Raw genomic sequence first — 22,194 nt, forward strand, 5'->3', positions numbered from 1 at the left:
GCGCATTATGTTAGAAAATGTAAGACTTTCCTTTCAGGGAATCTGGTCACACAAAATGCGTTCCTTCCTGACGATGCTGGGTATTATCATCGGAATTGCGTCGATCATCTCAATTGTCTCCACGATCAAGGGAACGAATGAGCAGATCAAACAGAACCTGATCGGAGCTGGAAACAACAACGTGACCGTCAGCTTAAAGCAGGGCGACGGCGATTACTGGATGGACAACGGACTGCCAAGCGGCGTGTCGAAACTGTCCGATGATCAGAAAAAGCGGATCCGCGAGCAGGATCAGGTGGAAAATGCATCGTTTTACACCGAAAGAACGTATGTGAGCGGCATCGCAAAAGGAAACACAACACTGGACAGTGCGAAGGCGCTTGGCGTGGATGAAAATTATCTGTCGACGTGCGGATATCAGATTTATCAGGGACGCGGCTTTGTGGAGAGCGATTTCTCGAAGACCCACAAAGTTGTCCTCCTCGACGATACCGCAGTGCTGACACTCTTCCCGGATGAGTCGCCGGTCGGCAAAACGATCGAGATCATGGGAGAGCCGTTCACGGTGATCGGCGTGATCAAAAAAGCCGATTCGTTCCAGCCGGTCATCAATTCCAGAGATGACTACTATACGTACAATCAGGAATCTTATCCGCTGGTGCTGATGCCGGATGTCTGCTGGCCGATCGTATTCCAGTATGATGAACCGGAAAATGCCGTTGTGATGGCAAAAACGACCGAGGATATGAGCACGGTGGGAAAGACAACAGCGGATATCATGAACGAATCCGTGACCAATACAACTGATTCTCTTTCCTATCAGGCAGAGGATCTGCTGGAGAAAGCAAAGAGTCTGCAGGAGTTAGGCCAGAGCACGAACCAGCAGCTGATCTGGATCGCGAGCATTTCGCTTCTGGTCGGCGGTATCGGTGTTATGAATATTATGCTGGTATCTGTAACGGAACGTACAAGCGAGATCGGCCTGAAAAAGGCGATCGGAGCAAGAAAACGCAGAATTCTGTTCCAGTTCCTGACCGAGGCGGCGGTGCTCACCAGCATCGGCGGACTGCTCGGCGTGCTGGGCGGCATTATCATGGCACAGGTGATTTCGAGGGTATCGCAGACGCCTGTGGCGATCAGTATTCCGGCAATCATTTTCTCCGTGGTCTTCTCCATGGTGATCGGTATCGTATTCGGACTGCTGCCGTCGGTAAAAGCAGCGAACCTGAATCCGATCGATGCGCTGCGAAGAGAATAGAACAAAAAAGAGTTGAAAAATCCGTGCGGGTACAGCGTAGGTGCTGGATCCGTGCGGATTTTTTGTGCGGCGTGTGCGGATGAAACTTAAGATCTTTACTTTTTGCGGAAAGTCGGTTATACTGGAAAATAAGCGCAATTTGCGGCGCAGCAAAGAGGCATTCGAGTTTCGGATTCGGTATGTTTATGAAAATATAAGAAAGATTCAAAGACATTTCACATTCGTTTATGGTATAATCAAACAAGAGTATGACCAACGAAAAGGAGTATACGCGAATGAATATTTTGTTTTTTATCACACCGAAAAGTGAAACGGCTTATCTGTATGACGACTGCTCACTTCGGCAGGCCATCGAGAAGATCGAATATCATAAATACACGGCGGTTCCGGTACTGAACAAAAAGGGCTGCTATGTGGGAACACTGACGGAAGGAGATCTGCTCCGCATCATAAAAGAACGGTATCTGCTGAATTACCATGAAGCAGAGGATATCCCGCTCTGGCAGGTTCCGAAACGGTGGAATTATGAGTCCGTCAACATCAACAGCAACATCGAGGACCTGATCGAGATGTCCATGCGGCAGAATTTCGTTCCAGTTGTGGATGACGAGGGAATCTTCATCGGCATCATCCGAAGAAGAGATATCATCCAGTACTGTTATCAGAAAAGCGGCATCAAAGAAGAGGAAGAAGCCCGGCGCAGCGCGCGGAAACAAAACGCAGAACAGATGATTCTGCAGTAAAGAAGAAAATGAGGGAAACATTATGAAAAAACTGATCGATCTTATCCAGGAAGAGCTGGTAAAAGCCTTTACCGCTGCGGAGATGGACCCGTCCTATGCAAGGGTTTCCGTTTCCAACCGCCCGGATCTGTGCGAATACCAGTGCAACGGCGCAATGGCAGCTGCAAAAGCATACCACAAAGCACCGATCCAGCTGGCTGAAGCAGTTGTAGAAAAAGTGACCGATCACAGCGTGATCGGTGAAATTGAAGCCGTAAAACCGGGATTCATCAACCTGAAAATCAACCCGGAATTTCTGGCAGATTATCTTTCCAAAATGCAGAACGATGAAGAGCTTTCTGTAGAGAAAGCAAAAAATCCGAAAACCATCATCGTAGATTACGGCGGAGCAAACGTGGCAAAACCGCTTCACGTCGGCCATCTCCGTTCCGCGATCATCGGCGAGAGCATCAAGCGTATGGGACGCTTCATGGGCCACAACATGATCGGTGACGTTCATCTTGGAGACTGGGGTCTGCAGATGGGACTGATCATCACCGAGCTGCAGGAGCGCCATCCGGAGCTTGTTTATTTTGATGAGTCTTTTACGGGAGAGTACCCGGAGGAAGCACCGTTTACGATCAGCGAGCTCGAGGAGATTTATCCTTGCGCAAGCGGCAAATCGAAAGAGGACGAGGACTATAAGAAACGTGCACTCGAGGCAACGAGAGAGCTGCAGCAGGGCAGAAGAGGATATCGTGCGATCTGGAAACACATTATGAACGTTTCTGTTGCCGATCTGAAAAAGAACTATGGAAACCTCGACGTTCATTTCGATCTGTGGATGGGTGAGTCCGATGCACAGGAGTACATTCCGGACATGGTAGATTACCTGAAAGACAATGGTTATGCACATTATGACCAGGGCGCACTCGTTGTTGATGTCAAAGAAGAGACAGACACAAAAGAGATCCCGCCGTGCATGATCTTAAAATCCGATGGAGCAGCTCTGTATGATACGACAGACCTGGCAACCATCATCCAGCGTATGAAACTGTACAAGCCGGACGAGATCTGCTATCTGGCAGACAAACGTCAGGAGCTTCACTTCGTACAGTGTTTCCGCTGTGCAAGAAAAGCAAAACTGGTGAATGATGATACCGTTCTTTCCTTTATCGGCTTTGGTACCATGAACGGAAAAGACGGAAAACCGTTCAAGACCCGTGAGGGCGGCGTTATGCGTCTGGAGCGTCTGATCGGCGAGATCAACGATGAGATGTATCAGAAGATCGTGGAGAACCGCAGCGTAAAAGATACGGATGCAAGAGGAACGGCACAGATTGTCGGACTGTCTGCTATTAAATACGGTGACCTGTCCAACCAGGCATCGAAAGATTATGTATTCGATGTTGAGAGATTTACTTCCTTCGAGGGAAACACCGGTCCGTACATCCTGTACACGATCGTTCGTACAAAATCCATCCTCGGAAAATATAAAGAAGAGGGAAATGAACTGAAGAAAGGCGCACTTCTGGCACCGAAGAGCGACAGCGAGAAAGCTCTGATGCTTTCCGTATCCCGTTTCAACGGCGTTGTGGAGAACGCATTCGAGGAGAAAGCACCGCATAAGATCTGTGCTTATATCTACGAGCTTGCAAACGAGTTCAACCATTTCTACCACGAGACCAAGATCTTAAGTGAGCAGGATGAGGCAAGAAAAGCATCTTACCTGGCACTGCTGGATCTTGTCCGCGAGGTACTTGAGACCTGCATCGACCTGCTGGGATTCTCGGCACCGGAACGGATGTAAGATTCGTCAAGAGGGAAAAAATAGATAAAAAACAGGCGATTTTTTTGGCAGCCGTCGGCTTCTGTAGTTCTTGCGGAAACGGCGGCTGTTGTGTTATACTTACATCACGATTTTTCATCCGCTTGGACATTCGTCCTGAAAAATCGATTCTATATTACTCTATCGAAGAGCCATTCGGCTCAATTTATATCCATGTACAAAAACAGAATATCGGACTGACAAACACTTTGACGTAAAAAGAGGAGGCGGGATCATTGGAAAAGTAGAACTTCCGGGAGGGAAGTATCGCCTGCTGTCAGTGCTCGGAAGAGGGGCAACGTCTGTCGTTTATCTTGCAGAGAAAACTGGATCCGGAAAGCGGTATGCAGTCAAGGTAAGTATATGTGACAGGGAAAAACTGCGCCGGGAAGCGTTTCTTTTACAGAAGTTTTCATATCCCGGGATTCCCTGTGCGGTGGAACTTCTGGAAAGTGGGACAAAAAGCTTTCTGGTGATGGAAGCTGTAAACGGAAAATCTATCGGACAGCGTATGCGTAAGGGAGAACGGTTTTCCAGCCGGGAAATTCTGAAAACGGGAATTGCCCTGAGCGGGATTCTCTGTTATCTCCATGCACAGAACCCGCCGGTTTTCTACCGGGATCTGAAGCCGGACAACGTGATGATAACAGAGCGTGGTGAAATATACCTTGTGGATTTCGGTGCAGCCGGAACAGAAGAAACGGGTGTGGAAGTCCGTTATGGAACCCGCGGTTATGCAGCGCCGGAGCAGTATGACGGGAAGTGTGACGCCCGTTCCGATCTTTATGCACTCGGCGCACTGCTTGCGGCAATGGCGAAGCATGCGAAAAAGCGGCAGAAAAGAGGACTCTGGCGGGTGATGGAAAAGTGTATGCAGAAAAAGCCGGAGGAGCGGTATGCGTCTGCCGGAGAAGTCAAAAAGGCACTGCGGCGGCTGGAAAGAAAGCAAAAAGGCAGGAAGACTCTGCGGATCTTTGCAGTTTTTGCTTTTCTGACAGGAGGAGCGGCTGCGGTTGCCAGCAGGATGCCATGGGGGCAGTTTCCGGCGGCAGACGAATGGGAGGAGCAGGGAGATCTCTGGTTCTGCGGAAATCCGGTGGAAGAAGGCAGTCTGCCGAACTACCAGAAAGCGCGGGAAGCGTTCTTAAAGGCAGACCATCTCAGTCAGGCGGGGCGTGTGGAGCAGGAACTTGTGGAATACTGTCTGGCGGATGATGCGGCAAGGGAAAAAATGCAGATGGAGCCATTGCTGGCTGAATTTTATGATGACACGCAGCAGGAGCCGGAAAAGGAAAAACGCTGCCGCAGATATCTTGCTGTTGCAGGAATGTATTTCAGTTTTTCCGAAGAACTGGCGCGTGAAAATGACACAGACGCCATGCGGAAAGGAATCGAAGTGCTGGAAAAGGCCGCAGGCGAGAATATGGAGGGGCAGTGGGAGGCGGTTATCTGGCAGAGACTGGCGGATGCGTGCTATCTTGGCGGAAAATCCGGGGATGGGGAAAGAGAACAGGACTGGTGCCAGGAGAGTTTTCTCTATTACGAACGGCTTCTGTGCAGCAGACAGGATGGAAACCGGCGGAAAAATCTGCTCAGGGCCGCAGAGCTGGCACTTCAGTTCGACATGCAGGAAAAAGCAGAACAGTACCTCAACGAGGCCGCAGAAATTCCGGGAATGGAGGAGGATATTTTTTATCAGCAGATCAGAAAAAGATGGGAGGAAGCAGGATGAGAAAAAAGACCATATGCGCAATGATGACAGGATTCCTGGCAGTCCAGGGAATCGAAGTCCACGCGGAGACACAGCAGACGACAGGCGAGGCCGCAAGTGCGGTGGAAAGCGTGGAATTAGAAGCTGAAATCATCGAGAACAGTGATGTGACAGATGCAGACGGGAAAGCCGGACCGGAGGAACTGCTGCCGGACGAAAAGTCAGAAGAAGAACCGCCTATAGAAGAGAAACCAGAGCAGGAACCAGAGCCGCCGGAAGAGAAAACAGATCCGGCAGAGACCGGAAAGAAAGAGAAAGAAGGAGAAGAAAAAATGCTTCCCCCGACGGTAATTCCGGATCCGGAGAAAGAACCAGCGGAAAGGTGGGAAGAAGAGGAGAAAGAAATTTCGGAAGATTCAGAATCGGGGAAGCCAGGAGAATTGCCGGAGGCAGGAGATATGGGTTCCGGGGAATCGGAATCAGAGGAAGGATGTGAAGAAACAGATACAAAAGAATCAGAGACAGAAGAGTCAGATTCGGAGAGAACGGATTTTGGAGAAATGGACACAGAAAAACCAGATTATGAAGATACAGGTTCAGAAAAATCCGGAACGGAAAATTTGATGCCAGAAGATCCGGAACCGGAAAAGCCTGATATGGAAGAAACGAAGCAGGAATCTCCGTCAACCGAAAAAGAGTCAGAAAATCAAACCTCGGAAACAAAAGCACCAGAAAAAGAGGAGCCTACCGTAATGCCAGATGCCGGAAAGTCAAACACAGAAAAGCAGGAACAAACGGGGCCCGGGCAATCGTCTCCGGAGAAAGAAGAACTCAAAACAGACGAACAGCTGCCCGTTGCTGCAGCCACGCCCGAGGAGGTGACCCAAGATCCAGATGATATTCCGCTACAAACAGAAGAAAGCAGTCCTCCGCCTGCCGAAACTCCATCTAAGAGTGCCGGGGAGGAGCCATCTCAAATACGGCCGCAGATCATCGCCGATTTCGTATTATCACAGATAGCAGACGAAGATTTCGAAGCGCCGAACCCCCTGATTATCCGCCCGGCCGACACCAGCGTCGAAATAGATCCCGGTTATACCCCGGAAATTCTGCTCGAGGGAGCCGCCGACACGGCTGAAATTCTTTCCTGCATGGTAAATGGCTCCGAAGCCGAATACGAATGGAAAGAAAACAAAATCTGTCTGAAAGCCGAGAGCCTTTCCGAAGGCTACAACCGCATCACTGTAAAAGTGCGTGGCGCAGACGGCATTGTACGAACCATGAAACCGTGGGAAGTCAACGTGAAACCAAAAACTTCCACACTTGTCAGCCAAAGAACCAGCCAGAAACCAAAAGGAACCCGCCTCTTGCAGTCCTTAAGGCGCCTCTGGAACCTGATTCGTGCCATTGCCGAAATTCAGAATCAGACCACCCGCTATCTGCGTGCACTCTGCAGAAAATAGCCTGATCCGGTTTTGTTTGTATTTCTAATTTCGATATGCTAGAATAAAAGACATGTCATACGATAAAAAAGTAAAAGAGGAAATAAGAGTATGTCAGATATGATATTATTTGATCTGGACGGAACCCTGACCGATTCCGGTCCTGGAATTACAAGATGCGTACAGTATGCGCTGGCATCCTTTGGCATCGAAGAGCCGGATCTGGAAAAACTGAACTGTTACGTGGGGCCGCCGCTTCTGGAATCTTTCATGAATTTTGCAGGCCTTGGCTGCGAAGAAGCACAGCAGGCCATCACAAAATACCGGGAGCGGTACGAGGCAGAGGGCATTTTTGAAAATGAAGTATACGAGGGAATCCCGGAGGTTCTGGCGTATCTGAAAGAGAAGGGAAAAATTCTGGCGGTAGCATCGTCCAAACCGGAAAAATACGTGGAGCAGATCCTGGAGCATTTCGAAATCAGAAAGTATTTTACCGTAGTAACCGGTTCAGAAATGAACGAAACCAGAACCGATAAAGGAGAAGTCATCGCAGAGACGCTGCGCCGACTCGGAGCAGAAGACAGCCGTTCCGACGTGGTGATGGTTGGTGACAGAAGCTATGACGTAATCGGGGCAAGAGAAAACGGACTGCTCTGTGTCGGCGTATCGTATGGGTACGGCGGAAGAGAGGAACTCGAGGCAGCAGGTGCCGCAAAGGTATGTGATACACCGGAAGAACTGAAACTGCTGGCGGAGGATCCGAAAGAAGAGAAGAAAAGACGCGACCGCATCAAAAAAATGAAGCCGGAGCGTATCCCGTGGCTGACAAGAGGAGAAAGTGGAACAGGAATCTTTGCGCCGAAAGAGAAAAAAGCAGAGAATATAAAAGAAAAAAGGACAGCGAAAACAGAGCCAAAAACGGAGGAAATCGTAATTCCTATCCAGCGGAAGCTATGGCGTCTTTTAAAACCGCTTCTGACGTACGAACTGTTTCTGATCGGAGCAACCGTACTTCTGGCGCTGATCCTGATGACGTTTACGACCGGCGGTTATCTGGAAGAGCGTATGCACGCGACATCCGTTCTTGCATCAGCAATCGGCAGTCTGGCGGCGATCCCGGTTCTCTGGAAACAGTACAAAAAAGATGAAGGCATGTTCCCGAAACCGGAAAAACGGTGGAGTGCGGCAGAGGCAGCCGCCTGTATTCTGCTGGTTATGACCTTCGGCCATCTCCTGAATACTGTAATGAACGTGACCGGCTTTACCAGAATCTTTTCCGGCTATCAGGACATGGCATCAAAGATTTATGAAGGACAGAACCCGCTGCTTCTGATCCTGTCCGTCGGTGTGCTGAGCGCGGCCGCAGAGGAAATTGTTTTCCGCGGCATGATTTACCGCAGGGCAAAAGATTTCTGGGGAACCGGCTGGGGCATCGCAGCATCATGTCTGCTGTTCGGTGCATATCACGGCAATGTGACGCAGTTTGTCTATGCAGCCGTGGTAAGTGTGCTTCTGATCCTTATTTATGAGCGGTGCGGAACACTCCTTGCCCCGGTTCTTGCGCACATGGCAGAAAATATCTGGGGACTTTACCGGAGCCAGTTCGTATCCTGGATGACCCAAAAAGCGCCGGCAGGTGCATGGATGTTCATCTTTTTGGAAGCGGTAATCTGCGCCGGAACATTCTGGTATCTGTTTTTAAAGGATAAACAGGGAAAAACACAAAAATAACAGAAAAAAACCGCAGAATCCGCGAAAAAAATGCTTGTCATGAAAAAAACTCTGTGATACAATCTTACTGTTGCACAATAAGCACCCATGCGGTACCAAGGATGGTGCCTGTTTTTTGAAAAACAGGTTCCAAGGTGAAAAAACATGGGGAAGAATAAAACCATAAGGAGATAAAACAATGAGCGTAATTTCAATGAAACAGTTACTGGAAGCCGGTGTTCATTTCGGACATCAGACAAGAAGATGGAATCCTAAAATGGCTCCGTACATCTACACAGAGCGTAATGGTATCTACATCATCGACCTGCAGAAATCTGTAGGAATGGTAGATGACGCATACAAAGCTGTTGCAGACATCGCAGCAGACGGCGGCACAATCCTTTTCGTAGGAACCAAAAAACAGGCTCAGGACGCTATCGCTGTTGAGGCAGAGCGCTGCGGAATGTACTATGTAAACGAGAGATGGCTCGGCGGTATGCTGACCAACTTCAAAACCATCCAGAGCCGTATTGCAAGACTGAAAGCAATCGAGACCATGGAGCAGGATGGCACCTTCGAAGTTCTTCCGAAAAAAGAAGTCATTGAGTTAAAGAAAGAGCTTGCAAAACTGCAGAAAAACCTTGGCGGTATCAAAGAAATGAAGAGACTGCCGGACGCTATCTTCGTAGTAGATCCGAAAAAAGAGAGAATCTGCGTACAGGAAGCTCATACACTGGGAATTCCGCTGATCGGTATCTGCGATACCAACTGCGATCCGGAAGAGCTTGACTATGTAATTCCGGGTAATGACGACGCTATCCGTGCCGTAAAACTGATCGTTTCCAAAATGGCAGACGCAGTGATCGAGGCAAAACAGGGCGAGGCTGAGGAAGCTGCATACGAAGAAGCAGCAGAGACAGACGCTGAATAATTTACGCGAAGTAATGAACTGGGGGGAACTTGAAATTCAGGTTCCCTTCGGCGAATCTCACAATAGCAGACCGGCATGAAGATGCAGTCTGCTGAATCACGTATACGGAGGAATAAAACAATGGCTATTACAGCAGCAATGGTAAAAGAGTTAAGAGAAGTAAGCGGTGCTGGTATGATGGACTGCAAGAAAGCTCTTACAGCTACCGAAGGTGATATGGACAAAGCAATGGAGTTCCTGAGAGAAAAAGGACTTGCTACTGCTCAGAAAAAAGCTGGCAGAATCGCAGCTGAGGGTATCGTTATGCTGAACGTATCCGAGGATGGAAAGAAAGCTGTCGCTGTAGAAGTAAACGCTGAGACAGACTTCGTTGCAAAGAACGAGAAATTCCGTGGCTATGTAGCACAGGTTGCAGAGCAGGCTATGGATACAACTGCAGCAGACGTAGAAGGATTCCTGGCAGAGCCTTGGAAATTCGATACCAACGAGACCGTTGGCGAAGAGCTGGCTCATCAGATCGCTACCATCGGCGAGAACATGAACATCCGTCGTTTCCAGCAGGTAAAAGAGGAGAACGGTTTCGTTGCTTCTTATACTCATATGGGCGGTAAAATCGGTGTTCTGGTTGACGTTGAGACAGATGTTGTAAACGATGACCTCAAAGAGATGGCTAAAAACGTTGCAATGCAGATTGCAGCTCTTCGTCCGCAGTACACAAACCGCGACGAAGTAAGCGCTGATTACATCGCACATGAGAAAGAAATCCTCATGGCTCAGATTCAGAACGACCCGAAAGAGTCCCAGAAACCGGAAAAAGTTATCCAGGGAATGATCCAGGGCCGTATCAACAAAGAGCTCAAAGAGATCTGCCTGCTTGACCAGGTATACGTAAAAGCAGAAGACGGAAAACAGTCCGTAGCTCAGTACGTAGCACAGGTTGCTAAAGCAAACAACGCAACCGTAGCAGTAAAAGGCTTCGTTCGTTTCGAGACCGGTGAAGGAATCGAGAAGAAAGAAGAGAACTTTGCTGAGGAAGTTGCAAAACAGATGGGAAACTAATTTATCAATCGCAAGACTGGTAAAAAGCAAATTAAATAGCGTATTTAAGCGGTTTCTGCCTATTTTGACAAGTGTTATGAACTACTGTAAAATCTCACAAAATATCGTGCTATTTTGGGTACAGATTGGGTAGGGTATTGGGTAAAGAAATTTACCCAACCTCTTAACGAGGAATTTACTTGTTGTTTAAAAATAGAAAGGGAACGCTGTGAGTGTTGAGGGTGTATTGCATTTTGCAATATGCCCTCAAATTTTTTAAAAAAATAATGTTAAAGATTGGGGAATATGCTAGAATAAGAGAAATAAACAAATTAGAATTTGAGGTGGAGATATGTATGAAATACGAAAAATACATAGCAATGAAGTAATGGAAGCCCTTGCTTTAGCATTAGAAGTGTTTTTACAATTTGAAGCACCGGACTATAAACCGGAGGGAATTGAAACATTCAAGCGAGATATAGTTGAAAATGATGAATTTATTTCAAAATGTCAACAAGGTATCTGCCCTATATATGCGGCGTTTGACAAGGGTAAAATGATTGGAATTATCGGTATGTATTCAAACAGGAAGCATATCAACTTAGCATTCACAAAGAAAGAATATCATCGTCAAGGTGTAGCTACTTCAATTTTTCAGTATCTTTTAGCAGATATTTTGAAAGATGCTCCAAAGTTGCACGAGATTACTTTAAATTCGTCACCATACGGTAAGCCATTTTATCTTCATATCGGATTTAAGCCACAATCAGACGAGCAAGAAATAGACGGGATTAGGTTTACCCCTATGAAGTACACAATCTGATAAACTTCAGTTTGTAAAATTGAAAAATGTGAATTTGGAGGATAATAGGATGTTAGAATTTAGATATGATACTCAACTTTTGATTGAAGGCGAAAATCTTGATGAAGATAAAATAAATGAATATTTCACAAATAATTTTAAAGGAGATTGCTTATTGGCGGTTGGAGATGAAGAATTGATTAAAATTCATTTTCATACAAATGAGCCATGGAAAGTGTTAGAATATTGTTCTCAAATCGGAGAAATCTATGATATTGTTATTGAAGATATGGATAGACAGGCGAGAGGGTTAAAGGGGTAAATTCCATATTATTGCAGACAGTTTTTTTATTGACTGTCTGCTTTTTCTTTTTAATTATAATTGATAGTGGTACTATAAAATGGTTCATATCCATTGCGAAAAGACCATTTAGAGTGATACAGATTGATTGTAAGAATAGTAGGAGTTCCGTTGATTTGATTATGTTCTGCTTCGATTTCCGCTATTACTTCATCTGTATTCCAGTATTGATATACAATAACTTGTAGTTCGGTATCACGATTAGCCCCATTGCTGAATGACATACTGTTAAATACAAGATAATCGGGCAAGCTAATGTAATAGAGAATGCCTGCAAGCAAGACTAGAATAATAGTGGCAAATAACAATTTCTTTTTCATTTTGATATACCTCTGTTTCTGTATAGTTATAGGGATAAGTATATAGTACCTCACTATATAGTGAATTACTACATAAAGATTTATTGAATATACTTTTATGTAGAGGTGAGGCAATGAAGTATGGACATTTGGAACTTCACATAGAGGAACTGCTGAAAGAAAAAGGAATTAGTAAGAATACCATTTGTAAGGAATTGGATATACCGAGGTCTAATTTTAATCGTTATTGCAGAAATGAATTTCAGAGATTAGACGCACAACTAATCTGTAAACTGTGCAGTTACTTGGAGTGTGGAATAGAAGAACTGATAGAGTATGTGAAAGAATGAGAGCCTGTCGGATTGAAGAAAATTCGTGCAGGCTTTTGTTGTGTCAAGAAAAAGAGAAAATGTAGTGAGGTCAAGGAACAAGGCGTAGCCGATACGCCGTAGGGCAGTCCTTGACGGAACGGACACAGCCAACAGCACCATGATACAGCAGAGGACTTGAAAGGTCGGAAACCTTGCAAGTCCTCTTGTCTGTTACTGGGCGTTATGCTTTAAGTAAAGTGCTTCTTTCTCCAGTTCCTTTTCAAATGCTTTTATGTGACCGTCTTGTATTCCGTTGTCGATATGAAAGCAGTCGTCAGTCTGTGAGTAGGAGAGCATGGTAACTTTCGGTTCATAGGTTGCTGTATCAATTCCATAATAGTAAATCGTGGCGGTTGTTAATACCATGTGAATGCTTTCAAAATCTCTTGTAAAAATTGTATGCCTGTCGGAATAAAAGAAATCAGACGGGCATTCATAGAATTGGGAACTATCCTCTTTCAAAAATAGTGGCAGTATGTGCATTGCATTTCCAGCACGATTGACAAGGACATAAAAGCGTGGAATGAGGGCGGCATATTGTGTCATCATGGCGATATATATATCATCTAAATCATCAAGAAGATACTCAGAGCAGGAGTTGTTATAAAAGACATATTGCAGGGCGTTATCGTTTTGACTTGTATGTTCCATAGGCACATTTTGTCCGTAAAGCCAACGCAAATCTACATCTAAGGAGTCGGCGATCAGTTCCATTTTATCGGCTTTGGGGTTGTATTGTCCCGAAAGATAGGAACTAAACGCCCCTTTGCTGATACCTGTATCTTTGACTATATCTACTTGTTTTTTATTTTTTGCTTTCATGGCAAATTTAATCCGTTCTGCGATTGTATTCATCTGAAAACCCTCTCTTTCCATATCTCGTTATAACTTTTCATATCTTATCGTCTAAGGACACTATACCACAAGTTCAGAAAAAAGAAAATAAAAAGTTTATAAAAAACTAAACTTCCTATTGCAAAACAAATATGTCTGTGCTAATATACAATTAAGTTCAGAAATAACTGAACCACAAACGACGTCGTAATAAGAAATTGAAAATATGAGAAACTGACCTATCGGTTCAACGGGGAGAAAGGAACGTGTATGCAGATTACATTGACAAAAGAACAGGTAAAAGAAGCATTTGGAGAACTTCGTTTCATGGGTGCGGATAACTGTTACCGCTATGATAAAGACAGTAAGAAGAAAACAGAGGAAGTGGAAGCCTTAAAACTTCATCTTGGAAGCATGAAGCTTGGGAACAGCGTGGATATTCGCTTGGAAGCAACGGAACTTCCGAAGATTGAGCCTTATGCGGTGGTGGAACTGGAAGAACCAGTATATGCCCCTTATGTGCAGAGAGGAAACTTTCCTGTATTAGTGGAGAAGATTACCTGTAAGGGTATCCGCCCTGTTGCAAACAAAAATATGTAGGCGGTCAAAGTTCCTGTCCTCGTTCTGACGTACCAAACGGCAGGTTGAGGGCAGGGCAATGGCAACGCCATTGCAGATAGGAGGTATGGTAAATTTGGAAGAAAGAAGCGGAAGTTTTCTTCCAGAACTCCCCTACACTAACAGGGGAGTAATACGACAGAAAGAAGCATTAAGTGCCTTGATAGACTGGTGTCAGATAACGATTAAGGAAGTTCCGTTAGAAGCAGTTATAGAAGATGTACTGAGAATACCTTTGGAACTTATGACCGTAACGGGTTATGAAAAGGGGATTGCAGGACATGAGGTTGTGGCAATCTTCGATAATATCAAGGTGCTAAAGCCGACAGGAAATGCACAGTATCAAGGCTTTCAGATTTTAATGAGTGGGAAAGGCTGTCGCAACTATGAGAATTTTTTACAACTCAATGAGGAAACATGGTTTGATTTCTTGAACAGAGTTTGCCAGTATCATATCAATGTTCCTCGGATTGATTTGGCGATAGATGATAGAAAACCTTATTTGAGTATTCCTGATTTGATTGTACGGACAAAAGAGGGATTGCTTTCCACAAAACTAAGGGAGATAGATTTTCACGACTCGGGAGAACTGAAAGAAGAAGTGTTTCAGAGTAAAGGTGGTAGTCTTTATCTCGGCAGTTCAGCCAGCAATTTGAGATTGGTATTTTATGAAAAAGGATATGAACAGAATAAAAAATATGGAACAGAATTAGACGAAAATTGGAATAGATATGAGTTGAGATTTCGGCAGGAAATGGCAGTTAGCGTAGTACAGGAATTATTGAGATATAGAGATGTGGCAGGACTGGCAATGGAAGTATTGAACAGCAAAATACGATTTTTAGAAAAGCCGACAGACAGCATGACAACACGAAAAAGGCTTTACCCAACCTATCAAGCGTGGGCGGAACTGATGAAAGATATAGGTAAGGTTAAACTTACCATGCAACCACAGAAGAAAAGTTTACAAAAGGTGTGGGAATGGTTAGAAAAGTATGTTGCTCCGTCTTTGAAACTGTTTGCAGAGGTTGGAAAGATAGAGAAAAGGGATTATATCGGTAATCTTGTAGCAAATGGAGAAATGAATATCACACAGAAACAGTTGTATGATGATTACATAAAAGCAAGAAGATTAGAGGAAAGGGGATAATCGTATAGAAAAAGCATTATTAAATTTAAAGGAAGTAAGTGAGTATCTTGGACTTGGAGAAACAAAGACAAGAGAACTCTTGAAAAGTAGAAACTGTCCGTTTTCCATGAAGATTGGGTATCGGTGGTATGCGAACAGAAGATTATTAGACACATGGCTAGAGCAACAAGCAAAAAGTTATTGAAGTTCTGATTGAAAAGGAGGCGAACTTATAGTAGTATATGGTTAAAATCACAGAAGTTCCCTTTTTATTTATCAAAATATTTGATTGATAGAAAGGGTAGAGATTATGGGTAAAGATTTAAAAGGAAAAGAATTAGGAACAGGTTTACGTCAAAGAAAGGACGGTAGATACGAAGCAAGAGCAAAGATAAACGGAATAGACATTAACTTGTATGATGTTGATTTGAAGAAATTAAAAATATTGTTTGAAAAGGCAAAAGAAGAAGCAAGAAATAATATTGATATGAAACGTCAGAAAATAACGCTGAATGAATGGTTTGAGGAATGGTTTGCAAATTATAAAATTCCTAATATCAAGGAAACAAGCGTGTTTCCTATGCGTAGCAAATATTATAATACATTTGGAAAAGCAATAGGGAATATGAAAGTGACAGATATACGGAACTTGGATATTCAACGTGTCATTAACGATATGAATAAGCAGGGGAGAGCGTCTTCCAGTATGCGAGATGCTTTAGGCAGAGTTCGGGAGTGTTTGGAGTCTGCAAAGAATAATCGTATTATAGACATCAATCCATGTTTTGAAATCAATGTACCTTGGGAAAATAAAACAGCAGAAAGACGTTTCTTATCAATGGCAGAGCAAACAAGGTTTTTGCAGGAAGTAGAGCATAACTGGTATAAAGAGATGTTTTACATTATGTTTCTGACGGGTATGCGAATTGGGGAAGTCGGTGGTCTGAAATGGGAAGATATAGACTGGAATAAGAAATGTATTAACATTCAAAGGTCTTTATCCTGTCAATATGAAAATGGAGTAAAGACTATGCGACTAACAAAGCCTAAAACACATAATTCATACAGAAGTATTCCGTTTATGGCAGAAACAGAAGAAATTCTGTTATCTCAAAAAGAAAAACAGAACAGGCAGAAAAAAGCCTATGGAAATCGTTGGCGTTCAAGTGGAGAATTTGATAACTTGGTGTTTACCACTTCTTTAGGAAGTCCAGTTATTCGGAATGTAGCAGAAAAAGAAATTAAGAAAGTAGTAAAAGCAATCAATTTTCAAGAAGCAATAGAAGCGGTAAAGGAAAACAGAGAGCCGATAGAATTTAAAGACCTTTATCCTCATGCAATCCGACATACATTTTGTAGCAGGTGCTTTGAAAAAGGAATGGACGCTAAAGTAGTGCAAATGCTAATGGGACATCAGCATTACAGTACAACGATTGACATATATACTCATGTGACAGAAACAAAATTTGAAGAAGAAATAGCAAAGTTTGGTAGCGTGAGTGAAAAACAGAAAGTTCAGAAAAATAAAAACTCTACCCAGTGTGCATAAAAGAGTACCCAACATAGCAAAATAAGAGAAATTTGCTTTCAACGGGAATGAAAAGTTTCTACCCAAAGGGAAATTGGGTAAAATGGAAGAGCAGAATTGAGGAAAGCGTAGAAAGCCTTATAAAATGGGCATTTGAGAAAACAGTAAATAAAAGTTGGCAAAACAGATGAACGCATAATTCAACTGTGAATTTGTAAAAATAACGCAAAAATATAAAACCCTCATAAATGTGCAGAAAATACACGATTTATGAGGGTTTTTTACTGTCACAGGCAGTATCCATCGGAAATGCAGTAAGTGCCCTGAAGGATACCGTCCCCGGAGATTTCCCGGCAATGAATCTTTCGGAGATTTGTGAATTAATCCAGGAACATAAATCGAATGGTCCGGTAATGGAGATGAAACGTTAAACATAAGAAAAGAGGAACAAATTTGAAAAAACAAGACAAAAGAAACTGGCCGAAAGCAGTGATTCAGATCCTTTCTTTCCTGCTGATCCCGGGCTTGTTTGAGGCGCAGTTTTCTGCGGTTGGGACGATTATTTCCGCAGTTTATCAGGGGACGGTTTCGTGGGAACGGATCAGGTATTCGGTATGGATGGTGCTGGCGACGGTTCCGGCGGTGATTATTGTGGGACGGTTTTTCTGCGGATATTTCTGCAGCTTCGGGGCTGTGCAGGATTTTCTGTGGTTTGCAGGAAATAAGCTGAAAAAGCGGTTTCGAAAAGCAGGTGCGAAAAACCTGCATTCAAATTCAAAGAAGAGTGGAAGAAATGTTCCAACAGGCTGGATCAAATATGGTGTGCTCCTGTTCTGGGCAGTCTTCGTATGGAGCGGTATGATAAAATGGAACATCGCAGGGCCGTGGCAGGTGTTTGGACAGTACAGTTCCATCGGACACTGGCCGGGTGTGAAGCCGATGTTTTCGATTGGCGGTGCGCTGATTCTGGTGATTTTCGTCGGATCCGTCTTAATCCAGCGCTTTTTCTGCCGGTATCTCTGTCCCATGGGAGCCATCTACAGCCTGATTTCCAGATGTACGCTGTTAAAAATTGTAAAACCGCGGAGCAAATGCGGAAGCTGCCGTCTCTGTACTGCAAAATGTACCATGGGAATTGATCTGACAGAAAAAGAGCAGACGGCAGGCGGCGAGTGTATTGGATGCGGGGTATGTATAAACGGATGTCTGAAGAACAATGCACACTGGAAGTACCGATACAGCGTGTGGATCGGTGTCGGGGTGACCTGCCTTACGATTGCAGCGTCACAGTTCCTGATCCGGAGCGAGAGCGGTTCCGTTGGTAAGACAGCAGGTGATGCGGCCATTGATACGGCAGAACAGAATCTGGACAGCAGATTCCAGGACGGCACTTATTCCGGAAGTGGAGAAGGCTACCGCGGAACCGTGACCGTTTCCGTAAAAGTGGAACAGGGAACGATAACCGGACTGACGATAGAGAACGCCGAGGATGATCAGACATATCTGGACAGAGCAAAGTCAGGAATCTTTTCGGAAATCATGAAAAAACAGAGTGCCGAGGAGATAGATACCGTTTCCGGCGCCACCTACAGCAGTAAAGGGTTGATTGAGGCCACTCAAAATGCGTTAAAAGAAGCCGCCGGAGATGAGAATACTGTACAGGAAAATACAGCATCTGAATCGACGGATACAACGGAAGAAAAACAGGCATTCCTGGACGCCGGCCGTTTCCACGACCTGAAAGACGGCATCTGCACGGGTACCGCCGATGCCTTCCGCGGGGATGTCGAAGTGCAGGTAACGGTAGAAAACCAGAAAGTGACCGACATCTCCATCCTTTCCTACTGCGACACCGAGGAATACTTTTTCCGTGCAGCGCCTTACGTGATAGGGCAGATGAAAGAAGAACAGAGCCTTAACATCGACGCCTTGAGCGGTGCCACCTACAGCAGCAACGGTATCATTCACGCCACCGCCAATGCACTCGAAATCCCGGAAGACGAATATGCACCGCGTCCTGGCCGGGATCTGGCACATAAGCAGAAAGAGCACGGTCATATTGTAAAACATACGATCGAGAGCCAGGAGCAGTATGAAGAAAAAGTAAAAGAATACGAAGACGCACAGAATTAAAAAACAAAAATAATCTCAAAATAAGCACTGTAAATACATTCATCTGTATTTGCAGTGCTTTTCTGCTGTAACAGAACCCCGCCCGACTGCATCAAAAATATAAAAAATTTAACAATCATTTGATATAGACCTTATAGGAACAGGATAGCAGTTAAAATACAAATGTGCTACGATCGTGATTGTAGTAAAAAATATTCTGAAAGAAATGGCAGGAACAGTAAAAATACAGCGGTTAGGCTGGAGTCTGGAATGGATGCAGCGCATATCTGAAAAAGGAAACGAAAACCTGGGACAGCTGGGATATACGGATCATTCGCAGAAACACTGTATGCAGGTTGCCCATCATGCAGAGTACGGTACACTTCTTGCAAATGAACTTTTAAAAGAAACGGATATGACGTTGGAAGACAGAGTAACCATCGTTCCTCGGTTCTGCAGTTATTGCAGCTGTAAAACTGGCAGGCGGAACGATCAACGTGGCGGTTGCATGCCTGGCGATTTTATTTGCACTGGGATTTGTTTTCCTGAAAATTGCAGATCGGCAGCCGATGGCGGGGGAGAGATAAAACAGAACATAGCATAAAAAATCTCAAAGCAGGAGAGAAATCCGCTTTGAGATTTTTTGCGTTTCACTCCGGGGTTCCGCAATGAGAGGTTTTGTGGTACAATAAGCAGTGAGTCGGGCCGCAGGGGATGAGGGGGCCTGAAAAATATGAATCATACAGACAGGATGAAACAAAATGGAAAAAACCAAAAAACTGGCGGTAGGCATTTTAGCGCATGTCGATGCGGGAAAGACGACGCTGGCAGAGGGAATTTTATATAAAACAGGCCAGATCCGGAAAGCCGGAAGAGTGGATCACAAGGACGCCTTTCTGGACACGGAGGAACTGGAAAAAGCAAGGGGTATCACGATCTTTTCCAAACAGGCCGTGCTGAAGCTGAACGAGACGGAGGTCACACTCCTTGACACGCCGGGCCATGTGGATTTCTCGGCGGAGATGGAGCGCACTTTACAGGTCATGGACTATGCGGTTCTTCTGATCAGCGGTGCGAACGGCGTGCAGGGTCATGTGGAAACCCTGTGGCGGCTGCTCGCGCGGTATGAGATCCCGGTCTTTCTCTTTATCAACAAGATGGATCAGCCGGGCACGGATGCGGAAAAACTGCTGGAAGAACTGCAGAGCCGTCTCTCAGAGCACTGCCTGAATTTCTCGCAGGATCTCCAGAACGCAGAATTGCTGGAAGAACTCGCCATGTGTGATGAGGACGTGCTGGAGCAGTATCTGGAAACGGGAAGCGTGGAAGAAGACCAGATCCGCACGATGATCGCAGAGCGGAAGGTTTTTCCGTGCTGCTTTGGCTCTGCACTCAAGATGGAGGGCGTGACGGAATTTCTGAAAATTCTGGACCGGTTTACAAAAACGCCGGAGTACGGCGGGGATTTTGGTGCGCGCGTTTTTAAGATTTCAAGGGACACGGCAGGAAACCGTCTGACGCATCTGAAAATCACGGGCGGCGTGCTGAAGGTGAAGCAGATGCTCGGCGAAGAAAAGGCAGACCAGATCCGTATTTATTCCGGTGCGGGCTATACGATGGTACAGGAAGCACCGGCGGGGACGATCTGTGCCGTAACGGGACTGAACAGCACTTTCTCCGGTCAGGGCATCGGCAACGAAACCGAGGCGGAAAAACCGGTGCTGGAGCCGGTGCTGACGTACCGCATCGAGCTTCCGCCGGACTGCGATGTCCATCAGATGCTTGGAAAACTGCGCCAGTTAGAAGAAGAAATCCCGGAGCTCCACATTGTCTGGAATGAGCGCCTCGCGGAAATCCATGCGCAGGTCATGGGTGAGGTGCAGATCGAGATCTTAAAGAGTCTGATCCACGAGCGTTTCGGCGAATGGGTGGAATTCGGAGCCGGAAATATTGTATACAAAGAGACGATCCGCAGTACCGTGGAGGGTGTCGGCCATTTCGAGCCGCTGCGCCATTATGCGGAAGTTCATTTGCTGCTGGAGCCGGCAGAACCGGGCAGCGGACTGCAGATTGGAACCGTCTGCAGCGAGGACACCCTGGACCGCAACTGGCAGCGTCTGATCCTCACACATCTGCTGGAGCGGAAGCATCCCGGCGTGCTGACCGGGTCGGAGATTACCGATATGAAAATCACGCTGGTCAAGGGCCGTGCGCACATTAAGCACACCGAGGGCGGCGACTTCCGCCAGGCGACGTATCGTGCGGTGCGGCAGGGGCTGAAAAAAGCAGAATCCGTTCTGCTGGAGCCGGTCTATGCGTTCCGTCTGGAAATTCCGTCGGAATCGACGGGACGGGCGCTGAACGATATCCAGCGGATGTACGGCAGCTTTGAACCGCCGGAAATGGAAGGCGATATGACAGTGATCACCGGAACCGCACCGGTTGTGACGATGCAGGATTATCAGAAAGAAGTGACTGCTTACAGCCGGGGACGCGGAAGAGTGTTCTGTACCTTAAAAGGATATGAGCCGTGTCACAACGCGGAGGAAGTGATTGCCTCCATCGGCTACGATTCCGAGGCGGATGTGGAAAATCCGACGGGTTCTGTGTTCTGTGCCCACGGGGCAGGCTTTGTCGTTCCATGGAATGAAGTGGAAGACCATATGCATCTGGAATACACGCTGGAAAATCCGGAAGAAGAAAGCGATTCAGCCGAATCTGCGGCAGACCGGAGCGGCGGAGCATCCTCTGTGCAGAAAGCAAAAAAAGCATCTGACCGCGTGCCGATGGCAGCTTCCCTGCAGGAGGCAGAGGAGCTGGAAGAAATCTTTACGAGGACATACGGCAAAGTGGAGCGGAAGCGCGCCGGTTTCGAGCGGCGGACACGTCCGGTCACCTCGTCATCCGGCATCGGGGATCCCAAATATGCAAAATCAAACCGCCCGAAGGAGCCGCAGGAGGAATATCTGCTGGTGGACGGCTATAACGTTATTTTTGCATGGGATGATTTAAATGAGCTGGCGAAGTATAATATTGAGAGCGCCAGAGGAAAACTGATGGACATCCTGTCAAATTATCAGGGATATAAAAAAATGACGCTGATTCTTGTCTTTGATGCCTACAAAGTAAAAGGCAACCAGGGTGAGGTCGGCATGTACCATAATATTCATGTCGTTTATACGAAAGAGGCGGAGACGGCTGACCAGTACATCGAGAAAACGGTTCACAGGATCGGCCACAACGGCAACGTAACGGTGGCTTCCTCGGACGGTCTCGAGCAGATCATCATTATGGGAGCGGGCGCGCATCGTCTCTCCGCACGGGATCTGCGCACAGAGATTGAACATACAAACGGCCAGATCCGGGAAAACTATCTGGAGAAAGAACAGAAAACGAAGTCGTACCTGCTGGAGAACGCCTCCGGAGAACTGGGAGACTTTTTAAAAGAGCTGGAAGAAGAGCGAAAAAAAGAGAGTAAAAAGAGCAAAGGAAAGGCTTAA

21 protein-coding genes are annotated in these 22,194 nt (G+C 45.9%); 18 read left to right on the forward strand and 3 right to left on the reverse strand.

Translation table 11 applies throughout. The features are described from left to right. Nucleotides 1-7 precede the first annotated feature (7 nt). From DXD92_RS05065 to tsf, 8 genes are all read left to right on the forward strand, one after another. Entirely contained in the window at nucleotides 8-1,258 is a 1,251-nt protein-coding gene (locus DXD92_RS05065) for an ABC transporter permease (protein ID WP_055219448.1), read from the forward strand. A gap of 275 nt (nucleotides 1,259-1,533) precedes the next feature. Beyond that, entirely contained in the window at nucleotides 1,534-2,001 is a 468-nt protein-coding gene (locus DXD92_RS05070) for a CBS domain-containing protein (protein WP_022461147.1), read from the forward strand. A gap of 22 nt (nucleotides 2,002-2,023) precedes the next feature. Next, on the forward strand, nucleotides 2,024-3,790 hold the full coding sequence (gene argS / locus DXD92_RS05075) for an arginine--tRNA ligase (RefSeq protein WP_117509243.1): 1,767 nt from the start codon (nucleotides 2,024-2,026) through the stop codon (nucleotides 3,788-3,790). A gap of 292 nt (nucleotides 3,791-4,082) precedes the next feature. Beyond that, nucleotides 4,083-5,540: a serine/threonine-protein kinase gene (locus DXD92_RS05080; RefSeq protein ID WP_243856003.1), complete on the forward strand. Its 1,458-nt coding sequence runs from the start codon at nucleotides 4,083-4,085 to the stop codon at nucleotides 5,538-5,540. Next, on the forward strand, nucleotides 5,537-6,982 hold the full coding sequence (locus DXD92_RS05085) for a hypothetical protein (RefSeq protein WP_022461150.1): 1,446 nt from the start codon (nucleotides 5,537-5,539) through the stop codon (nucleotides 6,980-6,982). Before DXD92_RS05080 ends, DXD92_RS05085 begins: the two co-directional genes overlap by 4 nt. Before the next feature lie 90 nt (nucleotides 6,983-7,072). Then, nucleotides 7,073-8,692, forward strand: coding sequence for an HAD hydrolase-like protein (locus DXD92_RS19290; RefSeq protein WP_117801725.1), 1,620 nt, complete (start codon nucleotides 7,073-7,075; stop codon nucleotides 8,690-8,692). A 178-nt stretch (nucleotides 8,693-8,870) separates the two neighbouring features. Then, on the forward strand, nucleotides 8,871-9,602 hold the full coding sequence (gene rpsB, locus DXD92_RS05095; protein ID WP_022461152.1) for a 30S ribosomal protein S2: 732 nt from the start codon (nucleotides 8,871-8,873) through the stop codon (nucleotides 9,600-9,602). A gap of 120 nt (nucleotides 9,603-9,722) precedes the next feature. Further along, nucleotides 9,723-10,661 (forward strand): translation elongation factor Ts, encoded by a 939-nt coding sequence (tsf, locus tag DXD92_RS05100; RefSeq protein ID WP_118640224.1) that lies wholly within the window; start codon nucleotides 9,723-9,725, stop codon nucleotides 10,659-10,661. 74 nt (nucleotides 10,662-10,735) lie between these two features. On the opposite strand, the gene DXD92_RS19635 is transcribed toward tsf, so the two are convergent. Then, nucleotides 10,736-10,900: a group II intron maturase-specific domain-containing protein gene (locus DXD92_RS19635; protein ID WP_154253351.1), complete on the reverse strand. Its 165-nt coding sequence runs from the start codon at nucleotides 10,898-10,900 to the stop codon at nucleotides 10,736-10,738. Nucleotides 10,901-10,992: 92 nt separating this feature from the next. Between DXD92_RS19635 and DXD92_RS05110 the strand changes: the two genes are divergently transcribed. Beyond that, nucleotides 10,993-11,463 carry a GNAT family N-acetyltransferase gene (locus DXD92_RS05110; RefSeq protein ID WP_015554185.1) on the forward strand — a complete coding sequence of 157 codons (471 nt, stop codon included), beginning with the start codon at nucleotides 10,993-10,995 and terminating at the stop codon, nucleotides 11,461-11,463. Nucleotides 11,464-11,512: 49 nt separating this feature from the next. Next, on the forward strand, nucleotides 11,513-11,764 hold the full coding sequence (locus DXD92_RS05115; RefSeq protein ID WP_005335687.1) for a hypothetical protein: 252 nt from the start codon (nucleotides 11,513-11,515) through the stop codon (nucleotides 11,762-11,764). Between the two features lie 50 nt (nucleotides 11,765-11,814). Here the strand turns inward: DXD92_RS05115 and DXD92_RS05120 are convergent, their stop codons facing one another. Continuing rightward, nucleotides 11,815-12,123, reverse strand: a complete 309-nt coding sequence (locus tag DXD92_RS05120) for a hypothetical protein (RefSeq protein WP_006426016.1) — start codon at nucleotides 12,121-12,123, stop codon at nucleotides 11,815-11,817. Nucleotides 12,124-12,236: 113 nt separating this feature from the next. Between DXD92_RS05120 and DXD92_RS05125 the strand changes: the two genes are divergently transcribed. Beyond that, nucleotides 12,237-12,452: a helix-turn-helix domain-containing protein gene (locus DXD92_RS05125; protein ID WP_005335690.1), complete on the forward strand. Its 216-nt coding sequence runs from the start codon at nucleotides 12,237-12,239 to the stop codon at nucleotides 12,450-12,452. A gap of 192 nt (nucleotides 12,453-12,644) precedes the next feature. On the opposite strand, the gene DXD92_RS05130 is transcribed toward DXD92_RS05125, so the two are convergent. Then, complete coding sequence (locus DXD92_RS05130) at nucleotides 12,645-13,328, reverse strand: helix-turn-helix domain-containing protein (RefSeq protein ID WP_015554186.1); 684 nt, start codon at nucleotides 13,326-13,328, stop codon at nucleotides 12,645-12,647. 249 nt (nucleotides 13,329-13,577) lie between these two features. Here DXD92_RS05130 and DXD92_RS05135 point away from each other — a divergent pair, with 249 nt between their 5' ends. The 7 genes from DXD92_RS05135 (at nucleotide 13,578) to DXD92_RS05175 (ending at nucleotide 22,194) form a co-directional block, all read left to right on the forward strand. After that, entirely contained in the window at nucleotides 13,578-13,907 is a 330-nt protein-coding gene (locus DXD92_RS05135; protein ID WP_005335695.1) for a hypothetical protein, read from the forward strand. A gap of 58 nt (nucleotides 13,908-13,965) precedes the next feature. Continuing rightward, on the forward strand, nucleotides 13,966-15,075 hold the full coding sequence (locus DXD92_RS05140; RefSeq protein WP_006857463.1) for a replication initiation factor domain-containing protein: 1,110 nt from the start codon (nucleotides 13,966-13,968) through the stop codon (nucleotides 15,073-15,075). A gap of 4 nt (nucleotides 15,076-15,079) precedes the next feature. Then, on the forward strand, nucleotides 15,080-15,259 hold the full coding sequence (locus tag DXD92_RS19480; RefSeq protein ID WP_080543107.1) for an excisionase: 180 nt from the start codon (nucleotides 15,080-15,082) through the stop codon (nucleotides 15,257-15,259). A gap of 105 nt (nucleotides 15,260-15,364) precedes the next feature. Next, the gene (locus DXD92_RS05150) at nucleotides 15,365-16,603 is read left to right on the forward strand and encodes a tyrosine-type recombinase/integrase (RefSeq protein WP_005330087.1); all 1,239 of its coding nucleotides are present in this window, start codon (nucleotides 15,365-15,367) and stop codon (nucleotides 16,601-16,603) included. 432 nt (nucleotides 16,604-17,035) lie between these two features. Continuing rightward, nucleotides 17,036-18,715, forward strand: coding sequence for an FMN-binding protein (locus tag DXD92_RS05160; RefSeq protein ID WP_022461155.1), 1,680 nt, complete (start codon nucleotides 17,036-17,038; stop codon nucleotides 18,713-18,715). Between the two features lie 175 nt (nucleotides 18,716-18,890). Then, nucleotides 18,891-19,298 (forward strand): hypothetical protein, encoded by a 408-nt coding sequence (locus DXD92_RS18945; RefSeq protein ID WP_226906371.1) that lies wholly within the window; start codon nucleotides 18,891-18,893, stop codon nucleotides 19,296-19,298. Nucleotides 19,299-19,455: 157 nt separating this feature from the next. Further along, nucleotides 19,456-22,194 carry a translation factor GTPase family protein gene (locus DXD92_RS05175; RefSeq protein WP_118640225.1) on the forward strand — a complete coding sequence of 913 codons (2,739 nt, stop codon included), beginning with the start codon at nucleotides 19,456-19,458 and terminating at the stop codon, nucleotides 22,192-22,194.

The organism is Blautia sp. TM10-2, from assembly GCF_003480845.1.
GTDB lineage: Bacteria > Bacillota > Clostridia > Lachnospirales > Lachnospiraceae > Fusicatenibacter > Fusicatenibacter saccharivorans.

Bases quoted from the DNA above. Each gene is read 5' to 3' on its own strand.
- DXD92_RS05120 (WP_006426016.1), bottom strand. From the start codon at position 12,123: ATGAAAAAGAAATTGTTATTTGCCACTATTATTCTAGTCTTGCTTGCA.
- DXD92_RS05085 (WP_022461150.1), top strand. From the start codon at position 5,537: ATGAGAAAAAAGACCATATGCGCAATGATGACAGGATTCCTGGCAGTC.
- DXD92_RS05070 (WP_022461147.1), top strand. From the start codon at position 1,534: ATGAATATTTTGTTTTTTATCACACCGAAAAGTGAAACGGCTTATCTG.
- DXD92_RS05175 (WP_118640225.1), top strand. From the start codon at position 19,456: ATGGAAAAAACCAAAAAACTGGCGGTAGGCATTTTAGCGCATGTCGAT.
- DXD92_RS05125 (WP_005335690.1), top strand. From the start codon at position 12,237: ATGAAGTATGGACATTTGGAACTTCACATAGAGGAACTGCTGAAAGAA.
- DXD92_RS05110 (WP_015554185.1), top strand. From the start codon at position 10,993: ATGTATGAAATACGAAAAATACATAGCAATGAAGTAATGGAAGCCCTT.
- DXD92_RS05130 (WP_015554186.1), bottom strand. From the start codon at position 13,328: ATGAATACAATCGCAGAACGGATTAAATTTGCCATGAAAGCAAAAAAT.
- DXD92_RS05135 (WP_005335695.1), top strand. From the start codon at position 13,578: ATGCAGATTACATTGACAAAAGAACAGGTAAAAGAAGCATTTGGAGAA.
- DXD92_RS05115 (WP_005335687.1), top strand. From the start codon at position 11,513: ATGTTAGAATTTAGATATGATACTCAACTTTTGATTGAAGGCGAAAAT.
- DXD92_RS19290 (WP_117801725.1), top strand. From the start codon at position 7,073: ATGTCAGATATGATATTATTTGATCTGGACGGAACCCTGACCGATTCC.
- argS (WP_117509243.1), top strand. From the start codon at position 2,024: ATGAAAAAACTGATCGATCTTATCCAGGAAGAGCTGGTAAAAGCCTTT.
- DXD92_RS05065 (WP_055219448.1), top strand. From the start codon at position 8: ATGTTAGAAAATGTAAGACTTTCCTTTCAGGGAATCTGGTCACACAAA.
- DXD92_RS05140 (WP_006857463.1), top strand. From the start codon at position 13,966: ATGGCAACGCCATTGCAGATAGGAGGTATGGTAAATTTGGAAGAAAGA.
- tsf (WP_118640224.1), top strand. From the start codon at position 9,723: ATGGCTATTACAGCAGCAATGGTAAAAGAGTTAAGAGAAGTAAGCGGT.
- rpsB (WP_022461152.1), top strand. From the start codon at position 8,871: ATGAGCGTAATTTCAATGAAACAGTTACTGGAAGCCGGTGTTCATTTC.
- DXD92_RS05150 (WP_005330087.1), top strand. From the start codon at position 15,365: ATGGGTAAAGATTTAAAAGGAAAAGAATTAGGAACAGGTTTACGTCAA.